Consider the following 24,886-nt stretch of genomic DNA (forward strand, 5'->3'; position numbering starts at 1 on the left):
ACCAGCCGATCGGTGACGAGTGCACCGCCGGCTGGCTCGATCCGGCGTCCGCCCGGTTGTTGAACTCGCCGACCGTCCGGCGGGCGCTGCTCCCGCTCGGCGGCAGTTGGGTGGCGATCCACCGCACCGCCGTCGTCGTACACGACCAGGACCTCGGCCGTGGCACCAAGCCACTCCCGCACCGAGTGGACGCCACGATCGCGCTGGCCCGCGCGCGATCGACACCACCCTCGCTGGGCTGTCCGGCCCACCTTCACCCTCGGCGTCAGGCCCGCCGTCGCCTGTTCGTATGCCGCCGCCGTCCCTTGTTCGTACGCCGACTCCAGGGCCGGCTCGTACGCCGCCGCCGTCCCTTGTTCGTACGCCGACTTCGGCGCCCGCTCGTCCGCCGGCGGCCTCGCCTCCCGCCCGCACACCGGCGCCTCCGATCCCGCCGGCGCCCGGCTGGGCGCCGCCGTTCCCGCCCATTCCCGGCCCGCCCTTTCCCGGCCCGGCCGCTCAGGGGCCGCCGGCCTACGTACCGGCTGGTCAGCTCCCGGTTCCTGCCACCGATGGTCCACCGGCCCAGCTGCCACGACCGCCGGCGGACGATCCGACCGCTCGGCTCGGCTACCCGCCGGCCGACGGTCCGACCGCTCAGCTGGTGCATCCGGCTGCCGATGTCCGACCGCCCAGGTGCCGCTTCGACCGGCTCCGGTGTCGCCGGCAGATCCGCCGACCGTCCAGCTCCCGGCGCCCGAATCCGCGACCGTCCAACTCCCGCCCCGGCCGCCAGCCTGATTTTGCCGCCCCCGAATTCGAGGCTTCCGCGGTCGTACGACAGTTTGGCGCCGCACCGGGCCACCTTCCGCCGCGGTACGTGGACCGCCTCCGGCGACAGCCGCCCCAGCGCACCGGTGGATTGACCGCATCGACGCGATGCGTGCGTCAGGAGCACGCATCGCGTCGATGCGGTCAAAACGACGGATCAGGAGGCGCGGCGGGCCTCGGGTGCCGCCAGTGCGGCGGCGAAGGTAGTCGCGGACCACGTACGCGCCGAGGTCGCTGCCGTTGGACGTGAACAGTCGGCCGCCGTTGCGCCTGGTCAGCTCCTCACAGAACTCGATCAGCCGCGGGTCGTCGCCGAGCATGAACATGTTCAGCGTGACCCCGGCCCGGGTGCCCGATCGATCGACCTCGGCCATCGTCAGCGCCAGCGTCTCGGGCAACGGCGGCCAGCAGAAGGTCGCCGAACCGTCTCGCTCCAGGTGCGCGGTCGGCTCGCCGTCGGTGACCACCATGACCACCGGCTCTGCGCCGGAGTGCTTGGCCAGATGCCGGCGGGCGAGCATCAGCGCGTGCTGCAGGTTGGTGCCCTGGACAGCGTCGAAGTCCAGGCCGGCGAGGTCGGTGGGCCGCAGCGTACGGGCGTACTGGCTGAAGCCGATGATCTCGATCGAGTCCTGCGGGAACCGGGTCGTGACCAGCGAGTGCAGTGCCAACGCGGTCTGCTTGGCTGGCGCCCAGGTGCCGTTGAGGGCCATCGAGTACGACAGGTCGACCAGCAGAGCGACCGCCGCGCGGGTCCGCCGCTCGGTCTCCACCACCTCGAAATCCTCGACATCCAAGGAGATCCGTGCGCGCGGACCGGTGCGTACGACGGCGTTGCGGACGGTACGAGAGTGAGTGTCCAGCGGCCGGGTGTCGCCGAACTCCCAGCGCAGGCTCGCGCCGGTCGGCTCGCCAGCGATGCCGGATCCAGTCACGTCGTGCTGGCCACGGCCCGTACTCGCGAGGTTGGCGAAGACCCGCCGCAACGCGGTGGCGCCGAGCCGGCGCATCGCCCGCGGTGACAGTTCCAGCTTGCCGTCCCGCCTGGTCAGCCAGCCCTGCCGGGTGAGTTCGCGCTCGATCCGGCGGAGCGCTTCGAGGTCGTCGACGGCGTTGCGGCCCAGCGCCCGGGCCAGCTGCTCGGGATCGATGTCGTCCAGGGACGCGCCGGCGTACGACTGGCTGAAGCCGCGTTCCAACGCCTCCAGGTCGGACAGTTCAGCGATCGCCTGGGTGGCGTCGGACATGCCGAGCTCGCCCTGCCCGGACATCCGTGGGTCGCTGCCCCAGTCCAGGTCCGGCCGAGCGGACTGCAGTTGGGCGTTCAGCCGGTCCAGCTGGGCGGCCAGGTCCAGGGTCGCCGCCGAGCGCGTCGGACATCAGGTCGGACAGCTCCCCGCGCTGCTGCGGGGTGAGGCCGGCCATCATGCGCTGGCTGGCCGCGGCCCGACGGGCCAGCTGGTCAATCAGCTCCTGCACGCTGGACGGCTTCTCCGGGAAGAAATCCCCGTGCTTGTCAAGAAAATCGTCCAACGCCTGCTGGGTGTCCGCACCGCGCGCGTGCTTGTCAAGCAGGTCGTTCAGGTCGGACATCATGTCCTTGACCCGACGCATCTCCTGCGAGCTGGCACCGCGCAACGCGTCCCGCATGCCGGCGAACTGGCTGTCCAGCACCTCGCTGCGCAGCAGGCCGGTGATCTTCTCGTACGCCTCGCGGGCCGCGGCACTGCGCCACTGCCGGTCGCGCGCGCGCGCGCACCGCGCTCGCCGTCTCGTCCGGCAACGTGTCGAGCTCGGCCTCCTCCATTCGCGCGTCGTCGGACGGATCGGCGAACAACTCCCGGCGCTCAGCCTCCAGAGCCTGGTCGAGCAGCCGGCGTACTTCCTCCAGAGTGCCGTCCAGCTGCCCGGACTTGCGCAGCTGCCGGCGCCGCCGCTGCGCCTGCTTGCGCAGGTCGTCCAACCCGCGCAGGCCGTTGGCGCCGTCACGCAACAGCCGCCGCAACGCGTCCGTCGGCGTACCGCCCTCCAGCACCTCGTCGCCGATCGCGTCCAACGCCTCGGCCACGTCGAACGGCGGTGCCAGCGGGTCCGGCCCGCCGGTCCATCTGCCATAGCGGAAGGGCATGTCAGGCTCCGTAAACGGTACGGCCGCCGTCGGAGTCCTTGGCCAGCCGGCGGCTCAGGAACAGGCCTTCCAGCACGAACTCGACCGCCGCGGCGGCGAGGCCGGGGGACTCGGCGCCGTCGTCGACGCCGCTGCGTTCCAGGATCGCCGCGAGGCCAGGAAAAGTGCCGAGCTGGCGGAGCAGGTCCGCGGCCGCGGTGGTGTCGCCGGCCGCGACCGTACGGCCCGTCGTCGAAGACCGCCTGCAGGCCGCTGGTGTCCGCGCCGGCCATCCGGGCCCGGTACGTGGCGGCGGTCGCCTGCCGGAGCAGGTGGTCGAGCACCTCCAGCTCGCGCGCCCTCCTCGGCGTCCTCGAACTCGACCTTGCCGCGGCTCGCCGGCACCAGCGCCGGCAGGTCGCAGACCCGGGCCACGGGCGGTTCGCCGGTGATGGCGGCCCGTCGTACGGCCGAGGCCGCGAGCGTCTCCAGGCCGGCGATCGCGAACCGGGCGCTCACCCCCGAACGGGCGTCCACCTGCGGCGACTCGCGGACCGCCCGGGTGTAGCGGGCGACGATCTCCAGCAGGTGGTTGGGCACCACCGGGCTGCCCAGGTGGCCGTCCCAGACGATCCGCGCCTCCTGCTGCAGCAGCGCGACCTCGTCGGACAGCTCGATCGGGTAGTGCGTACGAATCTCGGCGCCGAACCGGTCCTTCAACGGCGTCACGATCCGGCCGCGGTTGGTGTCCTCCGGGTTGGCGCTCGCGACCACCAGCAGGTCCAGCAGCAGCCGCAGCGTGTAGCCGCGAACCTGCAGGTCGCGCTCCTCCAGCACGTTGAACAGCGACACCTGGATCCGCTCGGCCAGGTCCGGCAGCTCGTTGATGGCGATCACGCCGCGGTTGGTCCGCGGGATCAAACCGAAGTGGATGGTCTCGGGGTCGCCGAGCGTGCGTCCTTCGGCGACCTTGATCGGGTCCACATCGCCGACCAGGTCACCGACCGAGGTGTCCGGGGTGGCGAGTTTCTCGCCGTAGCGCTCACTGCGGTGCAGCCAGGTCACCGGAGTGTCGTCGCCTTTCTCGGCGACCAAATTGCGGCCGTACACACTGACTGGGCCATACGGGTGGTCGTTGATCTCGCTGCCGGTGATCACCGGAGTCCATTCGTCGAGCAGGCCGACGATGGTACGGATGAGGCGGGTCTTGCCCTGGCCGCGTTCGCCCAGCAGAACCACATCGTGGCCAGCCAGCCAGCAGCGCGCGCTCCAACTCAGGGACAACGGTGTCTTCGAAGCCCACGATGCCAGGGAAACTGGGCGCTCCGGCGGCGAGCCTGGCCAGCAGGTTCTCCCGGATCTCGGCCTTCACGCCACGGTGCACGTGACCGCTGGCGCGCAGCTCCCCCAAAGTGGTGTCCTTCGGCGCGGGGGGGTGTCTTGCGAATCGAGTGCGAATTCCGTCACGCGTTCGAACCTACGCCGCGGGTGAGCGCCGTGACAGGGGCAGATGTTGCCAGGGTGTTACACCGTTGCAACCACTGCCGGCCCGGGCGTGTCCGAATGGCGTGTCGTCCCGTCCGGCTCAAAACTGTCGTACCGACACTGTTTTCTTGCCCCCACCCAGTGACCGGGTGGGGGGTGGGTTAGAGGCGGGTCGGGCATTTTTTTTTTTTCGATCTTGGTCTGCGGCTCGCCGCGAGCGGGCAGTGAGTCACTCCCGCCAGCCGACCAGCTGGACGCCCTTGCCGACATCGACCCGGAAACCGACCACGATCTCCGTCTTGGCGCCGGGTTGCAGCTCGATTTTCCAGGTCAGGACACCCAGCTCGGTACGGTCGGTCTCGCGCGGCCGGCAGGTCACGTCCCGGACCGTGATCGCCGGGTCTCGCGAGACCGGCGCCTGGTCCTGCACAGTGAGGTTGGCCAGCGCCGGGCCGTAGTTGCCGACGGTGATCTTGTACGAGACCTCGCGCCGCTCGGTGCCACCGATCGCGGCCTTGCCGACCGACCGGCGGACCAGCTCGCGCTCCACCCGGACCCGGTCGTCGATGCCCAGCGCCAGCTCCACTTCCTCGCCCGGCGCCCATGGCGGCAGCTCCGTGCTGCCGACGTACTCGGCTTCATGGAAGAGCGCCGCGTGTCCGGGCAGGATCGCGTGCTCGGAGCTGTTGGTGGCGGTGGCGCGCAAAAACGCTTCCGAGCCGCGCAACGGTACGGTGACGTGGTCGAGTCGTACGGGCAGATCGAGCGTCGCCACGGTGGCGCGGTGTGAGGTCCCGTCGGCGGGCACCGCGATTGGGCGCCGCGGGGTGTAAGTCGTCGCGGTCGCGCCCTGCTCGACGGTCGCGATCTCCGAGGTGATCTCGGGCGCGCCCGCCATTGCGTCGGAGGTGGCGCCGTATGCCATGGCCTGTGGCGCGGGCAGCGATGCCGTCATCGGTCCGCCGCGGGCCGCCATCATCTGCGGTCGCATGACCGGCGGCTCGTATTTGGCCAGATACCAGGGATCCAGCTCGGGTACGTGCACCGCGATCGCCGGCCGCGCGGTCGACAGCCGCAGCTCGCACTCCGGCCAGTCCTCACCGGTGTTTTGGCTGATCAACCCGAACCATGTCATCGTCAGCGCGCTGTCGGCCAGCCGCAGGTCGTACGCCGAGTCCCAATGCGCGCCGTCGACCAGATACGAGATTTCCAGCTCGACCGGCGCCGGCTCGTCGCCAGCCAACGCGGTCACCTCAAGCTCATAGCGACCTCGCGCCGGTCCGGCACCTGCGGCTGGATCCGAGCGGAAATCTCGCGTATCAGCCGGTCAAGCTCCTCTTGTACGAGTCTGCGCTGCTCAACGAGCTCGCGCCGCGTCGCCAGCGCAGTGGTGAGCGACGCCGCGATCGTCTGCCCCCACTCGATGGCGCGCTCCGCCGGTGCCGCTCCACTGGCCACCGCGCCCGCGTACTCCCGACCGCCCCGCCGCGACAACGTCTGCAGATACTCGATCCGGTCGCCCTCCACTCGATCGAAGTCAGCCAACTCGGCCAGGCCCGTCTCAAGATCGCGCCGCTGGGCCGTCAGGTCCGCTACCGCCGCGTCGGGAGTGCGGGTGTGGCGCTCGGTTCGTATGTCGACGCCCTGGACCGTCGCAGAGCCGCGGCCGGAGACTCGTACCGAGTCCGAGTGCAGATCCCACGGTAAGCTGCCCACGGTCACCGTTTGGGTCCCGGGGGTCAGGTCGGTGCGGCCGCGGCGGTGATGCGCGCCTGGCCGGGGTAGACGGTGACGGCGACGATCGGAGCGGTCAGCTGTGTGGTCACCCTGGTCACTATGCCGGGTGATCCGTGCTGTGTCTCCTGGCGTCCCGGTGCGCCGACGGGGCTGGTTTCAGAGCCCGCGAGGGGTGAGTTTTGGGGCTTTGCTCAGGAAACGCTCCATGAAGGTCAGGTTGTCCGTTGAATAGTCGAGAGATTCGTAGAACGCCGCGACGGCGGAGTTGTCGGGTTCTATGAGGAGGTTGACCTTGTGGCAGCCGATGTCCGTGAAGCGTTGTTCCAACAAGGTCACCAGGCGTTTGGCGAAGCCTCGGCCGCGCTGGTCGGGGGCGGTGGCCAGGCGTTGGATCCAGCCTCGGCGGCCGTCGTAGGTTCCCCAGATGCTCGCCACGATCTGCGACTGGGAAGCGATCACGAAAATCAAGCCGTCCTGGTATTCCAGGCAGGACTCAAGTTCGGCGGCTACCCGAGTTTCGTCGAAGCTCAGATCGCAGGATTTCCACAGCGCGATCAGGGCGTCGGCGTCGGAGGTCTGGGCGGGGCGTACGAGCAGGGGTTCGTCGTCGATCCAGCCGGTGCGGCGGACGGCGTCAAGAGCCTCTCCGTAGCCCTCGACGGGGGGCGGGGTCGACTGTTGCGGCGATGTCGAAGGCCGCCACGGCGCCGGTCGCCAGTACGCGGTCGATCGAGGCTACGACCTGCGAAAAGGCCGGGCCGCCGGGAGCCTTGATGCGGAAGCCGGGCAGGTCGCCTGATACGTCGAGGTCCAGGTGCAGGTAGATCGAGCCGTCCGGAACGCCGCCACCACCGGCGAGTTCCTCAACGGTGCAGCGGAAAATCTCGACCTCGTCCAGCAGTGCCTGTTCCGCGGGGTCAAGATCGCGGGCGTCCACGAGCAGAGTGCGCCGGTCTGCAACCGGGCGCAGGCCGAGGCCGGAGCACAGGCCATCGAGGTCCGTACGACCAGTCAAAAGCCGCCAGCACCATCCCGCCGAGATAGCTCGACTGGCTGGTCTCTGGCGTGTTCAGGTCGCCGTGGGCGTCGAGCCAGACGATCGCCGGGTCCAGCCCCGCGCGCTGCAGCCCGGCGACCGTACCCAACGCGGTCGTGCAGTCGGCCGAAAACACCACCGGTGGCAGCGCGGCCACTCGTACGCGCGAAGCCACTCGCTCAAAAATCTCCGCCAGACTGGCCGCGGCGATGTCGCCGTCGGCCAGGGCCGGGATCGGTTCTTCGAGGTGGTACGGCGAGCGAATGAGAGTCACTCAGTGATCTTGCCCCAGCAACCACTCGTGGACGCGACTGATTTTCGGCAATGGGCTGATATGTCCGTCGTCCGGTGAGATCCAGGCCACCGCGTGCGGCACCTGGCGAGCCATCCAGCGGGCGTGGCTGACCGGCACCATCAGGTCCTGCTCGCCGTGCACGATCAGCAGCGGCGCGGTGATCGAGGCCGGGTGGAAACCCCAGTCTTCACGAACGCCAGGTCGTCGTCCATCCAGCCGAAATGCCCCGGCCGCAGGCCCTCGGTGAAGGACGCGTGGAAAAAGGCGCCAGTCGTACGGTCCAAGGCCGCCCGGTCTGGCGCCGACAGCAGGCTGGCCAGCAGTTCGGCCAAGTGCGCGGGTTCGGCGTCGACCAGCCCGTCGCGCTCGCCGGCGAGGAAGGTGTCCAGCTCGGCGGCGCTGGCCACCGCGAACCCGAACTCCTCCAGGTTCGCCGCACCCATCCCGCCGGTCCAGTCCAGCCCTTCGCTGTCGTACGGGGCGACCCCGCCGAGGGTCGCGACCGCCTGTACCCGGTCGGGCAGCAGGGCAGCGCAGGCCAGTGCGTGCGGTCCGCCGCCGGACCAGCCCCACACCCGGAACCGCTCGACGCCGAGCGCGTCGGCGACGGCGGCGGTGTCCCCGGCCATGTCCGCCACCGACCGCCCGGCCAGCCGGTCGGAGCCGCCGTAGCCGGCCCGGTCGACAGTCGCGAGGCGCAGTCCACGCGCCGCCACGTCCTCGATCGCGGCCGGCAGCGCCAGCCCGGAGCCGGGGGAGCCGTGGTGGGCGATCACCAGCGGGCCGTCCGGCGCGCCCGCGGTTCGTACCCGCAGCCGTCGCCCGTCGGGCGCGGTGACATGCAGCAGAGCTGTCTCAGCGAGATCCACCAGCCGAGGATGGCATCAACGCCAGAAAAATGCCGGCTGTTCAGAAACCCGACCGAACGAGAACCGGGACGTACCCCAACGTGCGGTACGTCCCGGTCGCGTGGTTCTACGCCGTTTTCTCGACCTGCTGTTCGACCGCCTTCTCGGCGTGCGCGCCGGTCAGTGCGCGTACGTCCAGTTCGGCGTACTTCTTGTCGTTGCGTTCCTTGGTCAGCACCGTGCCGAGGTAGCCGAGCAGGAACGACAGCGGGATGGACACCAGGCCCGGGTTGTCCAGCGGGAACCAGTGGAAGTCCACGCCCTGCAGCATCGACGCGCTCTCAGGTGCGTTTTCGGATCAACCGGTTTACCGGAGACGACCGGCGAGAAGATGATCAGCCCGATAGTGATCACCAGACCACCGTAAATGCTCCACATCGCGCCGGAGGTGTTGAACCGCCGCCAGAACAGCGTGTAGAGAATGGTCGGCAGGTTCGCCGACGCGGCGACCGCGAAGGCCAGTGCCACCAGGAACGCGACATTCTGTCCATTGGCCAGAATGCCACCGAGAATGGCCACGATGCCGATCACCACGGTGGTGATCCGGGCGACCTTCACTTCCTTTTTTTTGTCGTCCGCCGCACCCTTCTTGATGACGTTGGCGTAAATGTCATGCGCGAAGGACGCCGACGCGGTGATGGTCAGACCCGCGACCACCGCAAGGATCGTCGCGAAGGCCACCGCGGCTATCAGACCCAGCAAAACCGGTCCACCAAGCGCCTCGGCGAGCAGCGGCGCTGCCGAGTTTTTGCCTTGCCTGGCGCGGCATCGATCGCCGCCGGGCCGACCAGCGCCGCCGCGCCATAGCCGAGCACGAGGGTGAAGAGGTAGAAAATGCCGATCAGCCAGATCGCCCAGACCACCGACTTGCGTGCCTCTTTTGCGTTCGGCACGGTGTAGAACCGCATCAGGATGTGCGGCAGGCCGGCCGTACCGAGCACCAGGGCAAGACCCAACGAAACGAAGTCGAGCTGCGTCAATCCGGTTTTTCCGTACTGCTTACCGGGACTGAGCAACGCCTCGCCGTGCTCGCCGGCCTTGGATGCGGCCGTACCCAGCAGCGCCGAGAGGTTGAAGCCGAAAAGGCTCAGCACCCACACGAACATCACCGCGGCGCCCACGATCAGCAGTGCCGCCTTGATGATCTGCACCCAGGTGGTGCCGCGCATGCCGCCGACCAGGACGTACGTGATCATCACGACGCCGACCACGGCGATCACGATTCCCTGGCCGAATTTGCTGGTGACACCCAGCAAAAGCGCGACCAGGCCACCGGCGCCGGCCATCTGGGCCAGCAGGTAGAAGAAGGTGACCGCGAGGGTGGAGACCGCGGCCGCGGTACGCACCGGCCGCTGTTTCATCCGGAAACTCAGCACATCGGCCATCGTGTAGCGGCCAGTGTTACGCATCAGCTCCGCGACCAGCAGCAACGCCACCAACCACGCGACCAGGAAGCCGATGGAGTAGAGGAAACCGTCGTAGCCGTTGAGCGCGATCGCGCCGGCGATGCCGAGGAACGACGCCGCCGACAGGTAGTCGCCGGAGATCGCGATGCCGTTCTGGGCACCGGTAAAACTGTGCCCGGCGGTGTAGAAGTCGGCCGCCGTGCTGTTTCGCCGGCTGACCACCACCACGATCACCAGGGTGATGATGACGAACGCGGCGAAAATGCAGATGTTCAGGATGGGATTGTTGCTGGCGGGCCCGGCCGCCTCGGCGAGGAAGTCTTTCACTTGCCGGTCCCCTCGATCTGCTCGCGGATCCGGTCGGCGACCGGGTCCAGATTCCGGTTCGCGAACCGGACGTACAGCCCGGTGATCACGAAGGTGGAGACGAACTGCAGCAGGCCCAATACCAGCCCGACGTTGATGTTGCCGAGCAGCTTGTACGCCATGAAGTCGTGTGCGTAGTCAGCGAGCAGGACATAAAGCAGATACCAGAGTAGGAAAAGCGCCGCCATTGGCAGCACAAAACCGCGTCGCTTGCGGCGTAGTTCCTTGAACTCCTTCGTGGACTCCACTGCCTCCCAGTCGATCGCGGGTGGTTTCGCCGGGCTTTCGCTCACGCCGTCCTCCTTAGACACGCCTTCAGCGCACGTTGGACAGCCGCCACCGGTAGCCATCACGTCGAGGTGTGTCGATCGTGGTCGACCGATGGTGGAACAGTCAACGATTCGCCGCGGGAATTTACCGCGTCCTTGAGGTCGCCGCCTCTCAAGGGCCCACGACAGTGCTGTCAGGCCGCTTCCTGGCGCCGGATCCGGGCCCTTGCGAACACCGCTTGGCCGCCCGCAGCCAGCAAAAACGCGACCAGGACGCCAAGATTCGCGTACGTCCAGGGGCCGCCAAGGCGCGGCCCGAGACCGAGCGGCCCGAGCAGGTAACCCTGCCAGCCGAAAGCCGCCGCGCTGGTATTGACCACCATGCCCCAACCGATCACGGTTGCCACGATCATGATCGTTACAGCCGGCCAGTTCAGGACACCATAGCGGCCGCCAGGGCGGTAGAGGTCGGCATCGTCGTACGAACGGCGGCGACTGAGCAGGTCTGCCAGGAAAACTCCGCACCAGGCCGCCATCGGCACTCCCAGGGTGATGAGGAAACCCTGGAAAGGGATGATGAAGTTGGGCGCGAACCAGACCACATAGATGGTCCCGAGGATCATCAGTACGCCGTCGATGCCGGCGGCCGCCCAGCGCGGCAGTTTCACCCCGAGCGTGAGCAGCGTCAACCCGGACGAATAGATGTCCAGCACACCGCGCCGCCGATCAGGCCGCCGATCGCGACGATCGCAAACGGCACCAGATACCAGGTCGGCAGCAGCGTGGTGAGCGCTCCGATCGGGTCCTGGCCGATCGCGTCGGAGAGTTTCTTGTCCGACCCAGCCAACAATGTCCCCCAGACCAGCAGGACGACCGGCGCCGCGGTGGCCCCGAATGTCGTCCAGCCGACCACCCCGGCGCCGGATGCCGAACGCGGCAGATAACGCGAATAGTCGGCGCCGGAGTTGACCCAGCCGAGCCCGAACCCGGTGAAGGCCAACACAAAAGCCCCCCACCAGCGCGGCAAAACCGCCGGCCGGCAGCGCACCGAGCCTGGCCCAGTCGACCTGGTGCACGGTCAGTCCAATGTAGCCAACCGTGAAGACCGCGAGTGCGATCGTCAACCAGGTCTGCAGTTTCATGATCGCGTCAAAGCCAAGCACTCCGGCGCCCACGATGATGACCGCGACCACCACAAAAGCCAGCACCTTGGGCAGCGTGCCGGTGAATCCTCCGAGCCGCTGGAAAACCGTCGCGGTAGCCAGTGTCGCGAGTGACACGAGAACGATTTCCCAGCCCACCAGGAGCAAGTACGACACAGCCGCCGGCAAAGCGTTGCCACGTACCCCAAAAGCCGCTCTCGACAACACCATGGTCGGCGCCGACCCGCGTTTTTTCCGGCCAGCGACGCGAGCCCGACCAGCAGGAAGGAAGCCAGCGTGCCGAGGATGCCGGCGATCAGTGCCTGCCACAGGTTCAACCCGAAGCCCAGCAGGAAAGCGCCGTAGCTTATCCCCAACACGGAGATGTTGGCCGCACACCAAGGCCAGAACAGCCCCGCCGGTCGTCCCTTGCGTTCCGCCTCGTCGATAACATTGATGCCGTTACGCTCGACGTCCAGCGCGCTCTTGGCCATCTGGTGCCTCCAGTTTCTCAGGCAGAGGGTGCCTGGCCGGCGCGGCGCTGTCCAGCGTCACGATCAGGGTCGCCGCCTCGTCCAGGATAGTGATCGACGAATCGGGAGGTAGGTCGTGACACTGGCAGCATTCCAGCGGCAGAAGACAGTGTTGCTGCGGACCCGTAAGCGGGACGGGACGTGGGTTGGCACGCCGGTGAATATCGCCGTCGAGGGAGAGTTGGCCTATATCCGTACGTACGAAAAGGCGTGGAAGAGCAAGCGGCTGCGGAACTTCCCTGACGTCCAGGTGTGCGCTTCGACCGTACGCGGAGTTCCCACCGGCCCGTATGTGCTGGCCCGGGCGCGGCTGTTGGCCGGATCAGAAGCCAAGGCCGCGGCCCGCAGACTCGCTCGCAAGCATCCGCTGTTGCACGGGGTTGGGGTGCCGATGGCGCACAAACTCATGCGTACGCGGACGCTGCACTATGAGCTCAGCTCAACCTGCCGGTGAATATCTGGCGTGCCTTATCGGTTTTTGACCGGCCCGTTTGTCGGCGCGGCTGATAGGTGTTCCTGGAGGAACTGCACCTGATCGTCGACCACTCGATCGAACAGGTGCCCGCTGTAGACCTCTCAAAATGCTCACCCTCGTACTCGGCCAGCCAGCCCTGCGGGGACGCGGCAGCTGCGGTCGCCACCAACGCGGCCGGGGTGATTTTGTCTTTTGAGCAGGAGCAGTAGAAAATCGGGCAGCGGACTTGGTTGGCGACCGACACGGGCCGGTACGACGGCAGTCGGATGACGACTCGGGCGGCGACCTCGTTGACCCAGTGGGCGTCCGGCGGGAGCAGCTCGTGGAACTGGGCGAGGGCGTGTGAGCCCTGCAGAAGCGCCTTGGATCCCGGCTCGCCGATGATCGGGATCAGGAGTGGACGCGAGGAATGTCTTAGCGCGCGCAGATTGTCGCGGATCGACGTGAGCGCCAGCCGAATGATCCGGGCCTGCGGCAACCGGCGACGGCGTACCAGCCCCAAATACGGCACCTGTGCGATGACGGCCGCGATCGCTGGATCGTGCGCCGCGGTGGTGACGACGTGTCCACCACTGAAAGACGAGCCCCACAAAGCAATCCGACCAGCGTCGACTTCCGGCAGCTTGCGCGCGTACGCAACGGCCGCGGTCCAGTCTTGCAGTTGGCTGCGGATGTCCAGCACCTGCCGAGGCTTGCCGCCGCTGGCACCGAAATTCCGGTAGTCGAAGACGAGCACGGCCAGGCCTGCCGCAGCGAACCGTCGCGCGTACGCATCAAGGCCGGCTTCGCGGGTGGCGCCAAAACCGTGGGCGAGAACGACACAGGGGGCTGGCTCAGCCGGCGGCGGGTAAAACCAGGCCGCGCACCGGCTGTCGGCCGAGATGAAGACGCGGTCTTCGCGGGTCATCGGTTCGCGCTGACCGTGCTCAGCCGGCGAGTCAGGAAGTCGACCAGCTGCCACGCGTCGTACCGCACACCCTTGCTGAGGAAGCTGATCGTCTCCACGATCCGCCCTCCGTCCGCTGGACGACACCTAACCCACAACGTTCGTCCCGACGCGATCAGCGGATTGCTACGAGAGGGAGAAGTTTTTCCAGCCGGCGTGAAGCGATGGCGAGGCCAAGGAGGCCGACCAGTGCCAGGACCGCGGCGTGTACGAACAAGCCGGGGTGGATATAGCCGAGCATCAGGTCACGTTCGAGGGTGACGCCGTGGTAGAGCGGCGACAACTGCACCAGCCACTGCACGCTCGGTGGATAGGTGGACAGCGGGTAGAAAGTCGCTGACAGCAGGAAAAGTGGCATCAGGACCAGGTTGAGGTAGTCGAAGTCCTGGTGCGTACGCATCCAGGTGGTGCCGGCCATCGCGAGTGAGCCGCACGCGAAGCCGATCAGCACGGCGACCGGCACGGCGAGCAGCGCCCACCAACTGTGCACAAAACCGGCGATCGTCGCGATGATCAGGAAACTCGTCGCGTAGATGGTGCTGCGTACCAGCGCCCAGGCGCTTTCCCCGATGGCGATGTCTCGCACGCCCAGCGGTGTGTTCAGCACCGACTCATAGATTTTGTTGTATCTGAGCTTGAAAAACAGCATGAACACCATGTCGAAAACGACACCGTTCATGGCCGAGGTGGCCAACATGGCGGGCGCGACAAACGACGCATACGGCACGAGCTGCCGCCGCCGTAGTTCACCGAGCCGATCAGCGCGCCGAGCCCGATTCCCAGCGAGAACAAGTAGAAAACCGGCTCCAGGAAACCGCTGACGAAGGCCACCCAGCCCCGCCGGTAAACCAGCACGTTGCGCTCGAACAGCATCCGGGCCAGGCCCGCGCCGGCCGGGATCGGCAGCAGGCGCGCCATCAGCCGGACCGGCGCCGGCGGCACGTTCGTACTCATCTGTCAGACCACCAACCGTCGGCGGAACGTGAAGCGGGCGACCAGGAAACCGGCCACCAGCCAGAGCAGTAAATAGCCGACGTGAACGAGGTCGGGCAGCGGCGCGGGGTGGCCGGCGAGCAGACCGCGGCACAGCTCGACGCCGTGATAGAGCGGAGTCGCGTACGCCACTGGGCGCAGCACCGCGGGCAGCTGCTCGACCGGGAAGAAGGTGCCGGAGAACAGGAACATCGGGGTCGCGCCGAGCCGGAACAGCAGGCTGAAGCCGGTGTCTTTGTCCTGGGTGGCGCTAAAAGCCATGATCGGCGCCGAATGTGCCATCGCCACCAGCAGGGAAGCGAAGATCGCCACGATGCCCCACAGCGACGGCACCGCCCCCAGCAGCGTCGCGACGATGACGAAGGCGCTGCTGGCGACAAACGCGCGAATCAGCACGATGCCCAGATGGCCGATCAACACGTCGGTCACGCTGAGCGGAGTCGCGAGCATCGCCTCGTACTGCCGCCACCACTTGATCGCGCCCAGCACCGGCCAGGTCGACTCGCCGACCGCGGTCATCATCGCGTTCGCGGCGAGCACGCCACCGGCGACATAAACCGGATACGGCACTCCGGCGATGGTCGGGTGACCGCTTTTGCTGATCAGTGAGCCGAGGCCAAAACCCAGTGCGCCAAGGAAAAGCAGCGCGACAGGAAGGACGAGAAGAGGCTGCCCTTCCACGTACGTTTGTAGCTGACCAGCCAGAATCGCAGGGAGCGCCACGGCAACCAGCCACCTTCGAGCATCTGGGTGGCCATCAGTCGATCAACCTCCGGCCGGTCAGGTGCAGGAACACGTCCTCGAGCGAGGCCCGGCGGACCAGGCTGGACAGCGGGTTCATGCCGCGCTTCTGGATGCCGGCCAGCGCCTTCTCACCGTCGTCGGTGTAGAGCAGCAGTCGGTCCGGCAGCACCTCGACGCGATCCGCGAGGCCTTCGGCCTTCTCCGCGTACGGCGCGTGGTCCTCGTCGTCGAACCGCAGCTCCAGCACCTCGCGAGTGGAATAGCGCTCGATCAGCTCGCGTGGACTGCCCTCGGCGGCGATCCTGCCGCCGTCCATCACCACCAGCCGGTCGCACAGCTGCTCGGCCTCGTCCATGTAGTGCGTGGTGATCACCAGCGTTACGCCGGACCGCTTGAGCCGGAACAGCCGATCCCACAGCACGTGCCTGGCCTGCGGATCCAGGCCGGTGGTCGGCTCGTCCAGCAGCAGGATCTCCGGCTCGTTGACCAGCCCGCGGGCGATCGTCAGCCGCCGCTTCATGCCGCCGGACAGCGGCTCGACGACGCTGTTGGCCCGCTCGGTGAGCTGCGCGAACTCCAGCAGCTCATCGGCCCGCGCATTCGCGACCTTGCGGGACAGCCCGAAATAGCGCGCGTAGATGACCAGGTTTTCTCGTACGGACAGCTCGCCGTCGAGGGTGTCCAGCTGCGGCACCACGCCGAGCCGGGCGCGGATCTTGGGCCCGTCCGTGCGCGGGTCCATGCCGAGGATCCGCAGCGTCCCACCGGTCGGCGGCGACACGCTCGCGATCATCCGCATCGTGGACGACTTGCCGGCACCATTGGGCCCGAGGAAGCCGAACGCCTCGCCGCGCCGAACGGACACATCAATGCCGTCCACCGCGGTGAAGCTGCGAATTTTCTTGGTCAGCCCATGCGCCTCGATCAGCGGCGCATCTCCCGTGTCGGTAGTCACGCTAAGGGACACTAACGCGTGGGTACGACAAAGTCGTTGTAGTTTTTTCTGACCGCGAAACGGCACCGCAACAGTCGCTCGCGGGGCGGTCGCAACGCCCGTTGCTCACGTCGGACCGGGAACCGCCGAAGTACCCGCTACAACTACTGCGGTACTAACGCACTTTCCTCCTGTCGACTTGAGGGTCGGTGTCGCGCACTTACAGCGCGGTGCTGTTGACTGGCAACATGCCGGTCCAGGCGGATTGCTCGATGGTCATGGACTTCCCTTTCTCGAGAACCGAAAGTGAAATCAGCGTTGGCAGCTGGTGACATCGTCGTACGCAGCGCCGATCGCATGGCGTCCTGGCACCGGACAATCATCGAGCTGACACGGTCCCGAGTACGGAGCTGCGGAATTTCACAGGCGACTGCGGCGTCTTTGATAGGCAGGAGGGGCCACTGTACGAGTGGCCCCTCCGCTATGCGTCGATAAGCGGCTAGACTTTGGATTGGCAGTTCAACCGTGCTCCGCTTGGCAGGTGCGGCCTCGGGAGGGTGTTCGAGCACGCTCTCGGGGACCTGTCCAAAACCTGGACAGGGCCTATTCGCAGAAGACGCGGACTTTGGCGTCAGGTTGGTCGATTTCCACGGTTACGTCGTCGAGGTGTTCCACCAGTTCTTCGAGCTGTTCGGGTTTGATTTGGGTCAGGGTCGAACGGCACGCCGGACTTGCTCATTTCGGCGTTGGCGCGTTCTAGTGCCTGCGGTGGGACCAGGGCCGTGAGCCGTACGCCGGCGCGCAGCAGTTGCAGCGGCACGCGAATGTTGACCCGGCCCGGCTCGCCGGCCTCCAGCGTCTCCACCACTACTCGCAGGTATTTCGCCTTGCCTTTGGGGCGGGCGTCCAGACTCGACGCGACCGGTGGCTGGTCTCGTTCGAGTGCGGTGATGAGCTGCTCGGCCTCCCTGTGCGGTGACCTTGCCTTCGGCCAGCATGTCCAGGATGTCCTTGCGTTGTTCGTTCATCAGAACCTCTCTATCGGATAATGACCAGGAAGGCCGTGTGGCCCTCCTTGAGGTCGACTCGGGTGCCAGGCAGCGCGGAGATGAAACGCCAACCGCTGACGAGTGCTCGCAGCACGCTGATGCGGTACGCCAGGCAGGCCACGGCCGCTACGAGTACGGCCAGCACCAGGATTGGTGAGAACACCAGCACCACGGGGATTATCGGGACCCAGAACCGGATCGGACGACCGTCGGGGTTTGTGACCCGTACGGTCACCAACTGCGGCATCATGTGCCAGCCTCCAATTCGGACAATGCCTGTTGTGCGTTGATGTCGCCGCGACGCAACCGATCGATGACGTCGGCCCGCGACGGTGCCGGATCTGTCTCGACGAAATCGAGCATCTGGCTGATCCGGTTCAGTCGTGACTTGATCGTCGGATAGCTCACTCCGAAGATCCGCTCCATCTCCTTGATGGAGCCATGACACCGCACGAACGCCGTGACGAAGACCTGATCCTCGACGCCGAGCTGAGCCAGCTGCGGCAGCTCGAACTCACCCTCGATCACGACACCACTGCCGACCAGGCGGACCCGCTCGACGGCAAACGGTCGACCGCGGGTCAGGTTTGTGAGTTCTTGCCAATCCATCCCTCGCTCTGTCATATCTAAGTTGTACGCGGCAAATTCTCAACTTTCAAGATGTTGAGATTAATTTTCTTAAAAACGACCTACTCGCGGACTTCGTGTCGGGCCATCGCGTTGTTGCACTTTTCGTGGTCTCGCCCTATCCGGCGCCGCCACAATGATGGCATAGTGACGTCATAATGACATCACTCGCCGGCACCCAACCGGACCGGCCCAGTCGCCGGCACCGAACCGCCACCGGTCTGCCGGCCAAGACCCCTCCTGGGAATCCCGTGGCGACTGGCGTTTGCACTGCAGACCGACCGACGGATGGTGGCTGCGGTCCGGGATCGTGTGGCACAAGCCCAACGCGATGCCCGAATCCGTACGTGACCGGCTCTCGGTGACACACGAGTTCGTGCTGCTGCTCACCAAAGCTGAAGACTTCGACTTCGACTTGGACGCGATCCGCATCCCGCACCGCTCCGCCGGCATCACCCCACGCCCGGGACAGGACCGCGAACCCCCAACAGCGGCGCACCGGCAAGTACGCCGCAGGCAACCCGCAATTGCCCCACGCATACCGGTACGCCGGCCTCAACGTCGGCGGGCGACACCTGTACGGACATCCCAAGGGCAAGAACCCCGGCACCGTCTGGTCCATCCCCACCAGACCAGACCCACCCGGCACGCGCACTGCGCCACCTTTCCCCTCGACCTGCCGCTGCGGGCGATCGCCGCCGGCAGCGCGACCGGCGGTGTTGTCCTTGACCCGTTCCAAGGCTCCGGCACCACAGCGGTCGCGGCCCGGCAGCTCTCGATCGGCGTTACATCGGCATCGACCTCAACACCGACTACCTCGACCTGACACGGCGCCGGCTGAACACCGAAATGCCGCCTCGCGCCAGCGAGCCACATACCGATTAACGGCGGTGGTGGCTCCGCTACGGGCGCCGCGACGCCCGGCCAGGCCGGCTGCCCGACAGCGTCACTTTCCTGGAACGTCGAACCGACCCGGCCGCGCCGGAGCCGCAGCGGAGCAATGGCGTCCGGCCCCGGTACATCCTGTGAGGAACCCTGTGACGGTCGTCTACCGCGATTCTCAGATCACCGTCGTCCACGGCAACTGCCTGACCGTTCTGCCGGAGTTGGGCGCGGAGTCGGTGGAACGCGGTGGTCTGCGACCCGCCATACGGTCTGGAGCTCATGGGACAGGACTGGGACCGTCCCTGGACCGTCTCGCCTATCCACACAACGTCCTTCGCCGCCCGCGCAGATGTCCAGCCGCCAGGACACCGCGACAGCCGCAATCCGTACTGCCGTACCTGTCGATGCCAACGCGGCGCGCGATGGTGCGCGTACTCCGAACCGGCGTGGGACCGCGAACCGCGCGGCGATCTCGTGGTGTACGGCCACTGGTGTGGCCGGTAGGCCACGGAGTGCCTGCGTGTGCTTGGACTCGGCGAGTATCTGGTCACCTTCGGCGACGCCCGGACCTGGCACCGGCTGGTGACCGCCATCCAGGACAGCGGATTCCAGATCCGCGACACCATCGCGTGGCTCTACGGACAGGGCCTCCCCAAAACCACGACGTCGGCAAAGCCGTAACGGCCCGCCAACAATCCGCCCCCGTGACGAACACCCACGCGGACTGGCAAGGCTGGGGGACCGCGCTCAAACCCGCGTTCGAGCTGATCATCGTCGCCCGCAAAAACCGGTGCGCGGCACCATCGCGGACAACGTCATCGCTCACTGGCTCGGGGCGCTCAACATCGACGCGGCGCACGTGTACACCACCGACCGTGGCGCACGCGACTCACCATCCGCCGGTTTCCCCCCGCCGCCGCCGCCGTCGATGCCATTACCAGTTGGCGACCTGCCAGCGCGCCGCGCCCGCCTACACCGGTCGCAGCTCAGCCGGCAGATCGCCACCGAACGTGCTGCTCGGCCACAGCCCACACTGCGCCCGCACGTGCGCTCTCGGCTACGCAGTCGACGCACTGGACACGGCCAGCGGCACCCTGGTCAGCGGCGCGAACCCGCGACGACGAGCCAGCGACAGGTTCGGAACTGTCTATGGTCACCTGCCGGGCGACCGCGCCTGCCTGCCGTCGCGCGGCGGCGGGCCGGGGCGGCGCGTCCCGGTTCTTCCCAGCGTCCCGGTGGCACGCCAAAGCCAACCGCGCCGAGCGGCCCCGCGCGACGGACGGTCTCGCGTATCCCCACCGTGAAGCCGGTGGACTTGATGCGCTGGCTCGTACGACTGATGACCCCACCCAATGGCCTGATCCTGGATCCCTTTCTGGGCTCCGGTACGACCGCCCAAGCCGCCCGAGCGGAAGGCATGCGATGCCTTGGAATCGAACAGAACCAGACCTACCTGCCCTTGATCACCCAACGACTCAGCCGACCAGGGAGCCCACCGCCGGAGCCGCCCGCGCAGACAGCGGCGGGCGAACGCTGAGCATCGACCAGGTGCGGCGGCTGCCGGCGGTGGTCGATCTGGTCACCGCCGCGCGGGCACTGGGCATTGGCCGCACCACCGCGTACGCCATGGTGCGCCGCGGCGAGTTCCCGGTGACGGTCTTCAAGACCGGGGCCACGTTCAAGGTGCCCACGGCGCCGCTGCTGGTACTACTCCAACTCGACCGCAACAGCGCAGGCTAGGAGGTCAGCCGGCGCAATCCGGGCTGAGGCATCGGAGCGGAGAAGGGTCAGGGTGAGATGGCTGCCAGGCGTTCACAGTTCGCGTTCGAGACGCGCAACGACCTCCCGGTATCGGCTGACCGGCACCAGGTGCACACCGTCGAAAGCGCCGCTGTCGCGGATGGCCAGGGCTTGCTCGCACGCCGCGTCCACTCCAGTTTTCACCTGCCGCTGACAGCGATGTCGGGTCGCGCGGTGGGTGCGTAGGCCGCGGGTTGGTGTGATCGGACCATCCGGATTGTGGGCGTGCCTGACCGGGCAACGTCGTCGTGCCGGCGTTGCCTGATGCGTCCTGTGTGGGCAGTGGTGGAGGAATGGCGCACGACATTACGCAACATGGTGCTTACGGCCGCGCGGTACACGTCGCGGATGGCGTCCCGGCACCGCGTATCGCCTTTGAACAACACGGCGACGCTGTTCTGCACCATCGGCTACTTCCCGATCGGGATAGTTAGTTCCCCGGGTATCCCTCCGGGCGAGACGGCCCGTATCGTCCGTGTCCGGTGTCCCCCACCCCGTGAATGAAGAGACGCGTGCGCGTCGCGATGCACCGAAAGCCACGACTGCGCACGGCTACCTCACCAGCCGAGGGGACGAGTTGCAAACATTGCCACTACCAGCAGTAAGGCCGAGGTGTATGTCACGTGCCCGCAATAGGAATTCGCCTACCGCGAAAGTTCGTTCTCGTCGTGATCGGGGTAGTCGCGCTCACGCTGGCTACGGCCCGCACGAGCGATGCGGCTCAAAATCAGACCAGGCCGACGACCCGTGCCGCCGCCATGGTGTCCCACGGCGGGGGCACCGGCAAGGGCGGCACCATTCGCATCCTTGAGCCGGCCAACTTCGAATACCTCGATCCGGCCGAGCTCTACAGCGCCGACGAGGCGGACTTCGGTCGGTTGTTCCTGCGCACGTTGACGATCGTCGATCGTCGATGACACGCCTGGACGGAAGCCGACGATCAAGCCGGACATCGCGCGGGACACCGGAACTCCGTCCGATGGTGACCGGACCTGGACGTTCCGGTTGCGTCACGGCGTCACCTACGAGGACGGCTCGCCGGTGACGTCGGCCGACATCAAGTACGCCGTCGAGCGCACTTTCGCCTCCGATGTCCTCCCGGGCGTGCCGCCTTATCTGCCCGTGCTGTTGGCCAACCCGGACCATTACGCCGGCCCGTACAAGGATCCGAACAAGGACCTGGCCGCGGTGCAGACGCCCGATCCGTACACCATCGTGTTCCACTTCGCCGCGCCGCAGCCCGACGCGCCGTGGATGATGTCGATGGCGACCGCCCCGGTGCCGAAGGCCAAGGACGATGGGCGCGACTACACGTTGCATCCGGTCGCGTCTGGCCCCTACCGGATCGACAGTTACTCGCCGAACAAGTCGATCACGCTGGTACGCAACCCGAAATGGAACCCCGCGACCGATCCTCACCGCCCGGCGCTGCCCGACCGGTACGAGGTGACGTTCGGTATTGATCGCGCGACGATCAGCCAACGGTTGATCGCGGATCGGGGCGAGGACCGCAACGCACTCACGCTGTTCGACACTTTGCAGGGCGCCGACATACCCAAGCTGGGCCAGCCCAGCGTGAAACGCCGCGTCGTCACCGGATCCGGCCACGCGGTGCTCTACATCGTCTTCAACGAACTGAAGATCAAGGACCTGCAGGTGCGCAAGGCGATCGCGTTGGCGATCAACCGGCAGGCCGTCCTGACCGCACAAGGCGGCCCAGCGTTCGGCTCACTGACCAACACGATCATCCCCGAAGGCATCGCCGGGCGGAACTCCATCGATCTCGGTCTCAAGCCGACCGGCGACCCCGTGGCGGCGGCCAAGGCGCTGAACGGCACGCCGGTACCGACCCTGCACTTCGGCGTATCCAGCACCTCGACGAAACAGAAGGCGATCGCGGCGCAGGTGCAAAGCGACCTCAAGGCAATCGGCATCAACGTCGTGATCGACGAGATCCCTACCGACTCCTACAGCAAGACCCTGCACAACGACGACAAGGCACCGGATCTGTTCGTCTCCGGCTTCCAGCCGGACTGGCCCACCGCCGCCGCAATCATCCCTGCGGTGCTTGGCCCGGACGCAAGCGGCACGAAGTGGGTCTCAACGAACCTCGCCCGCTACTACGACCCGACCACGTCTGGGCAGATCGCCGAGTTGGCCTCGTCGAGCGCCGATCCGGCCCAGGTCGGCAAGCAGTTCAACGACCTCACCAACCAAGTCCTGTCGACAAACTGGCCGATGCTGCCGGTGGTCGAAAGCCGCAACTTGCAGGTGGTCGGCTCGAACATCCGCAATGCGGGACTGTCCACGCTCTACTCCCAGATCGATCTGCTGCGGGTTGGTGTCCGGCGCTGATGCGTTAACCCAGAACTGCCCAGCTGTCCGGCTCGGGCGTGACTGCGATGAACTCGCGCGTCTGCTGTTTCGGACGCGGGCCGTCATCGCGTCTATCCGCCGAGCTGCCCACGCTGAACCGAGTCGAACGTCGAGGCTCGGTTCAGCGTGCCGCTTGACAAGCTGTATCTGTCACCTGATGTGAGCGGTAATTGTCACCGGCTGAACGCGAGCTGCGGGCAACGGCCAGCCATGTGCGAATCGGGATACCGTCACGGGGATGCGTCTACTGGTCAGACGGGGATCGGTGAACGAGATCGGCTTGCCGATGGCATCGGCATATGCGATCTCCCTGCTCGTGGACTCGCCGATATACCCGCCGGGGTTGACGACCAGAACTCGGTCAGCCAGGTCGATCTTGCGCAGGTGGAATGCGTCCAGCGCAGTCTTCTGCTCTCATTGGTGACCAACTCGTCTGCTTCGCCCGGCGCGACGACGATGACACCCGCGAAGGTCAGATCGCGGTTCGCCGCACGCATCTCGTCCACGAACCGGGTAGAGCCGCAGATGCAGACAATCTCAGGTCGGTCACGGCCCGGTCCTTCGGCCGAACGGGAAACCGTCAGTGTGCACGGTGACATCACAGACAAGCACACGAGCCAACAGTTTACGCAGTGAGATGGATACCACGCGGATGCACCATCGCAGGCGGCAGCGACAGCTACCGCTCACATGTGACAGATACCCCTCACAATCACACCAGCATATTCAGGGGATCTAGCAGACACGCTATTGCCCTTGTCCAGGTCGTACGCGGACATGTGGGCGGCGGAAGAAGGCGTCAGTCAGGCACTGCGCCGTCACGGTTCCCGCAGCGTCGTCGAGATCGCGATGGCGATCAGTGGAATGAGCGTCAGCACGACGAAGGCGCCGTACGGGCCGGTATGGTCGGCGACGATGCCGAGCACTGGCATGAGCAGGCCGCCCGCGCTCACGGCGAGGCCGAGTGTGACGCCGGCCGCGGTTCCTGGTCGGGTTGGCAAGTAGTCCTGGCCGAGCTTGACGAGCACGGCGAAGGGCAGGTTGGCAACCAGGCCGACCAGCAGCACCAGCGGCAGCGCCGCGTACTTGTTGTCGCAAAAAACAACAGCGCGGCGAGTGCGGGTAGGAGCAGCGTGTTGCCGAGTTGGACGGTGCGCACGAGACCTATCCGGTCACCGATGCGAGCGCCGATGACGGTACCGAGCACGCCACCACCCAGTTCCAGGGCGAGTGCGGTGCCGCCGAGTTCGGTGGATGCGCCGAGGTGCGTGATCCAGTACAGCGAGACGAAGGTGTTGACCCCGAAGGACACGCTGGAGCGGATGATTTCCACGCAGGTGAGCGCAACGAACCGGCCGGGCCGGTTGACGCCGTTGGTGACGGTCGTCCTTGTGCTGGCGGTGGCGTGGACTCGATGTTGGTGACGGAACAGGATCACGCCCATGAGTACGGCGGGCGGGATGAACAGCGCGGTCGCGCCGATGCCGAGGTGGTCCAGGGCCGGGGTAGCGATGGCGGGTGCGACGAAGAAGCCAACGCTACCGCCAGCGGCGAAGTAGCTCATCGCGGTGGCACTGCCGCCAGCGTCGCTGCGCGCGTCCCGGGACGCCGGCGGGTGGAACATGGCCACGCCGAACCCTGAGAGCAGTAGCAAAGCGAAGACCAGTGGGTACTGCGGGAGCAGACCCGCGAGACCGGCGCCGGTTCCGGCGAGGCCGATGCCCAGCGGTGCCATCCACGGCAGGCGGCGCCGGTCGGCGAGTACGCCGATGGCCAGTTGGGGGATGGCGCTGCCGAGGGCGGCGGCCGTGGCTAGGCCGGACGCGGCGAGATAGCCGAAGTGACGTTCCAGCACGAAGTAGGGCACGGCGGTCGGAACGAGGCCCTGGTAGAAGTCGTCGACCGCATGCGCGCTGGCCCAGATCCGCATCCGGGACCAGGTCGACCGTGGTGCGGCGAGCGT

Annotated in this window: 24 protein-coding genes and 6 pseudogenes; 7 read left to right on the top strand and 23 right to left on the bottom strand. The window is 66.9% G+C overall.

From position 1 onward, the window contains the following. Nucleotides 1-1,001: 1,001 nt before the first annotated feature. The 14 genes and pseudogenes from GNX96_RS15825 to GNX96_RS63660 all read right to left on the bottom strand — a co-directional run. Nucleotides 1,002-2,938: pseudogene (locus GNX96_RS15825) on the bottom strand (vWA domain-containing protein); the annotation flags it as partial. Between the two features lies 1 nt (nt 2,939). Next, nucleotides 2,940-4,376: pseudogene (locus GNX96_RS15830) on the bottom strand (magnesium chelatase). 255 nt (nt 4,377-4,631) lie between these two features. Beyond that, nucleotides 4,632-5,654 carry a DUF4139 domain-containing protein gene (locus tag GNX96_RS52170; protein ID WP_279580482.1) on the bottom strand — a complete coding sequence of 341 codons (1,023 nt, stop codon included), beginning with the start codon at nt 5,652-5,654 and terminating at the stop codon, nt 4,632-4,634. After that, the gene (locus GNX96_RS52175; RefSeq protein WP_279580483.1) at nt 5,651-6,124 is read right to left on the bottom strand and encodes a DUF4140 domain-containing protein; all 474 of its coding nucleotides are present in this window, start codon (nt 6,122-6,124) and stop codon (nt 5,651-5,653) included. Before GNX96_RS52175 ends, GNX96_RS52170 begins: the two co-directional genes overlap by 4 nt. 171 nt (nt 6,125-6,295) lie before the next feature. Next, complete coding sequence (locus tag GNX96_RS15840) at nt 6,296-6,751, bottom strand: GNAT family N-acetyltransferase (protein ID WP_163568754.1); 456 nt, start codon at nt 6,749-6,751, stop codon at nt 6,296-6,298. 22 nt (nt 6,752-6,773) lie between these two features. Next, nucleotides 6,774-7,076 (bottom strand): arginase family protein, encoded by a 303-nt coding sequence (locus GNX96_RS15845; protein WP_163568672.1) that lies wholly within the window; start codon nt 7,074-7,076, stop codon nt 6,774-6,776. Then, nucleotides 7,057-7,449, bottom strand: a complete 393-nt coding sequence (locus tag GNX96_RS15850) for an arginase family protein (protein WP_163568673.1) — start codon at nt 7,447-7,449, stop codon at nt 7,057-7,059. Before GNX96_RS15850 ends, GNX96_RS15845 begins: the two co-directional genes overlap by 20 nt. Then, the gene (locus tag GNX96_RS15855) at nt 7,450-7,611 is read right to left on the bottom strand and encodes an alpha/beta fold hydrolase (RefSeq protein WP_163568674.1); all 162 of its coding nucleotides are present in this window, start codon (nt 7,609-7,611) and stop codon (nt 7,450-7,452) included. A 2-nt stretch (nt 7,612-7,613) separates the two neighbouring features. After that, nucleotides 7,614-8,339 carry an alpha/beta fold hydrolase gene (locus tag GNX96_RS15860; RefSeq protein ID WP_163568675.1) on the bottom strand — a complete coding sequence of 242 codons (726 nt, stop codon included), beginning with the start codon at nt 8,337-8,339 and terminating at the stop codon, nt 7,614-7,616. 106 nt (nt 8,340-8,445) lie between these two features. Continuing rightward, a pseudogene (locus GNX96_RS15865) lies at nt 8,446-10,111 on the bottom strand (solute symporter family protein). Beyond that, the gene (locus GNX96_RS15870; protein WP_163568676.1) at nt 10,108-10,500 is read right to left on the bottom strand and encodes a DUF485 domain-containing protein; all 393 of its coding nucleotides are present in this window, start codon (nt 10,498-10,500) and stop codon (nt 10,108-10,110) included. The pseudogene GNX96_RS15865 and the gene GNX96_RS15870 overlap by 4 nt, the downstream one beginning before the upstream one ends. A 113-nt stretch (nt 10,501-10,613) precedes the next feature. Next, entirely contained in the window at nt 10,614-11,132 is a 519-nt protein-coding gene (locus GNX96_RS52180; protein ID WP_279580485.1) for a hypothetical protein, read from the bottom strand. Then, nucleotides 11,105-11,792 (bottom strand): annotated as a pseudogene (locus GNX96_RS63655) (cytosine permease). Before GNX96_RS63655 ends, GNX96_RS52180 begins: the two are co-directional and overlap by 28 nt. Continuing rightward, nucleotides 11,792-12,055: pseudogene (locus GNX96_RS63660) on the bottom strand (cytosine permease); the annotation flags it as partial. The pseudogenes GNX96_RS63655 and GNX96_RS63660, both read right to left, overlap by 1 nt. A gap of 115 nt (nt 12,056-12,170) precedes the next feature. Between GNX96_RS63660 and GNX96_RS15880 the strand changes: the two are divergent. After that, the gene (locus GNX96_RS15880; RefSeq protein WP_163568677.1) at nt 12,171-12,548 is read left to right on the top strand and encodes a PPOX class F420-dependent oxidoreductase; all 378 of its coding nucleotides are present in this window, start codon (nt 12,171-12,173) and stop codon (nt 12,546-12,548) included. Here the strand turns inward: GNX96_RS15880 and GNX96_RS15885 are convergent. From GNX96_RS15885 to GNX96_RS15910, 8 genes are all read right to left on the bottom strand, one after another. Beyond that, complete coding sequence (locus tag GNX96_RS15885; protein ID WP_163568678.1) at nt 12,529-13,476, bottom strand: alpha/beta hydrolase; 948 nt, start codon at nt 13,474-13,476, stop codon at nt 12,529-12,531. The genes GNX96_RS15880 and GNX96_RS15885 overlap by 20 nt on opposite strands. A 154-nt stretch (nt 13,477-13,630) precedes the next feature. Next, the gene (locus tag GNX96_RS15890; RefSeq protein WP_279580488.1) at nt 13,631-14,212 is read right to left on the bottom strand and encodes an ABC transporter permease; all 582 of its coding nucleotides are present in this window, start codon (nt 14,210-14,212) and stop codon (nt 13,631-13,633) included. Then, nucleotides 14,191-14,469 carry a hypothetical protein gene (locus GNX96_RS52195; RefSeq protein WP_279580489.1) on the bottom strand — a complete coding sequence of 93 codons (279 nt, stop codon included), beginning with the start codon at nt 14,467-14,469 and terminating at the stop codon, nt 14,191-14,193. Before GNX96_RS52195 ends, GNX96_RS15890 begins: the two co-directional genes overlap by 22 nt. Nucleotides 14,470-14,472: 3 nt before the next feature. Further along, nucleotides 14,473-15,231, bottom strand: a complete 759-nt coding sequence (locus GNX96_RS15895; RefSeq protein ID WP_279580490.1) for an ABC transporter permease — start codon at nt 15,229-15,231, stop codon at nt 14,473-14,475. 34 nt (nt 15,232-15,265) lie between these two features. Beyond that, nucleotides 15,266-16,207 (bottom strand): ABC transporter ATP-binding protein, encoded by a 942-nt coding sequence (locus GNX96_RS15900; protein WP_163568679.1) that lies wholly within the window; start codon nt 16,205-16,207, stop codon nt 15,266-15,268. A 610-nt stretch (nt 16,208-16,817) separates the two neighbouring features. Then, the gene (locus tag GNX96_RS52200) at nt 16,818-17,054 is read right to left on the bottom strand and encodes a hypothetical protein (RefSeq protein WP_279580491.1); all 237 of its coding nucleotides are present in this window, start codon (nt 17,052-17,054) and stop codon (nt 16,818-16,820) included. A 170-nt stretch (nt 17,055-17,224) separates the two neighbouring features. Beyond that, nucleotides 17,225-17,485, bottom strand: a complete 261-nt coding sequence (locus GNX96_RS15905) for a hypothetical protein (protein ID WP_163568680.1) — start codon at nt 17,483-17,485, stop codon at nt 17,225-17,227. After that, nucleotides 17,482-17,844 (bottom strand): DUF2089 domain-containing protein, encoded by a 363-nt coding sequence (locus tag GNX96_RS15910; protein ID WP_163568681.1) that lies wholly within the window; start codon nt 17,842-17,844, stop codon nt 17,482-17,484. Before GNX96_RS15910 ends, GNX96_RS15905 begins: the two co-directional genes overlap by 4 nt. Nucleotides 17,845-18,127: 283 nt before the next feature. Here GNX96_RS15910 and GNX96_RS15915 point away from each other — a divergent pair, with 283 nt between their 5' ends. From GNX96_RS15915 to GNX96_RS15945, 6 genes are all read left to right on the top strand, one after another. Further along, nucleotides 18,128-18,688: a DNA methyltransferase gene (locus GNX96_RS15915; protein ID WP_163568682.1), complete on the top strand. Its 561-nt coding sequence runs from the start codon at nt 18,128-18,130 to the stop codon at nt 18,686-18,688. A gap of 581 nt (nt 18,689-19,269) precedes the next feature. Further along, a complete protein-coding gene (locus tag GNX96_RS15920) occupies nt 19,270-19,428 on the top strand; it encodes a hypothetical protein (protein WP_163568683.1) in 159 nt (52 codons plus the stop codon). A 619-nt stretch (nt 19,429-20,047) separates the two neighbouring features. Next, a complete protein-coding gene (locus tag GNX96_RS63665; protein ID WP_390624021.1) occupies nt 20,048-20,284 on the top strand; it encodes a DNA methyltransferase in 237 nt (78 codons plus the stop codon). An 11-nt stretch (nt 20,285-20,295) separates the two neighbouring features. Then, nucleotides 20,296-20,487, top strand: coding sequence for a MerR family transcriptional regulator (locus GNX96_RS15930; RefSeq protein ID WP_279580493.1), 192 nt, complete (start codon nt 20,296-20,298; stop codon nt 20,485-20,487). Between the two features lie 821 nt (nt 20,488-21,308). Then, nucleotides 21,309-21,464: a hypothetical protein gene (locus tag GNX96_RS52205; RefSeq protein ID WP_279580494.1), complete on the top strand. Its 156-nt coding sequence runs from the start codon at nt 21,309-21,311 to the stop codon at nt 21,462-21,464. A gap of 22 nt (nt 21,465-21,486) precedes the next feature. Next, nucleotides 21,487-22,902, top strand: a complete 1,416-nt coding sequence (locus GNX96_RS15945) for an ABC transporter substrate-binding protein (protein ID WP_279580540.1) — start codon at nt 21,487-21,489, stop codon at nt 22,900-22,902. A gap of 839 nt (nt 22,903-23,741) precedes the next feature. On the opposite strand, the pseudogene GNX96_RS15950 reads toward GNX96_RS15945, so the two are convergent. Continuing rightward, nucleotides 23,742-24,853: pseudogene (locus tag GNX96_RS15950) on the bottom strand (MFS transporter). Nucleotides 24,854-24,886: the final 33 nt, after the last annotated feature.

This window comes from Fodinicola feengrottensis, assembly GCF_010993775.1.
GTDB classification, from domain to species: Bacteria; Actinomycetota; Actinomycetes; order Mycobacteriales; family HKI-0501; genus Fodinicola; species Fodinicola feengrottensis.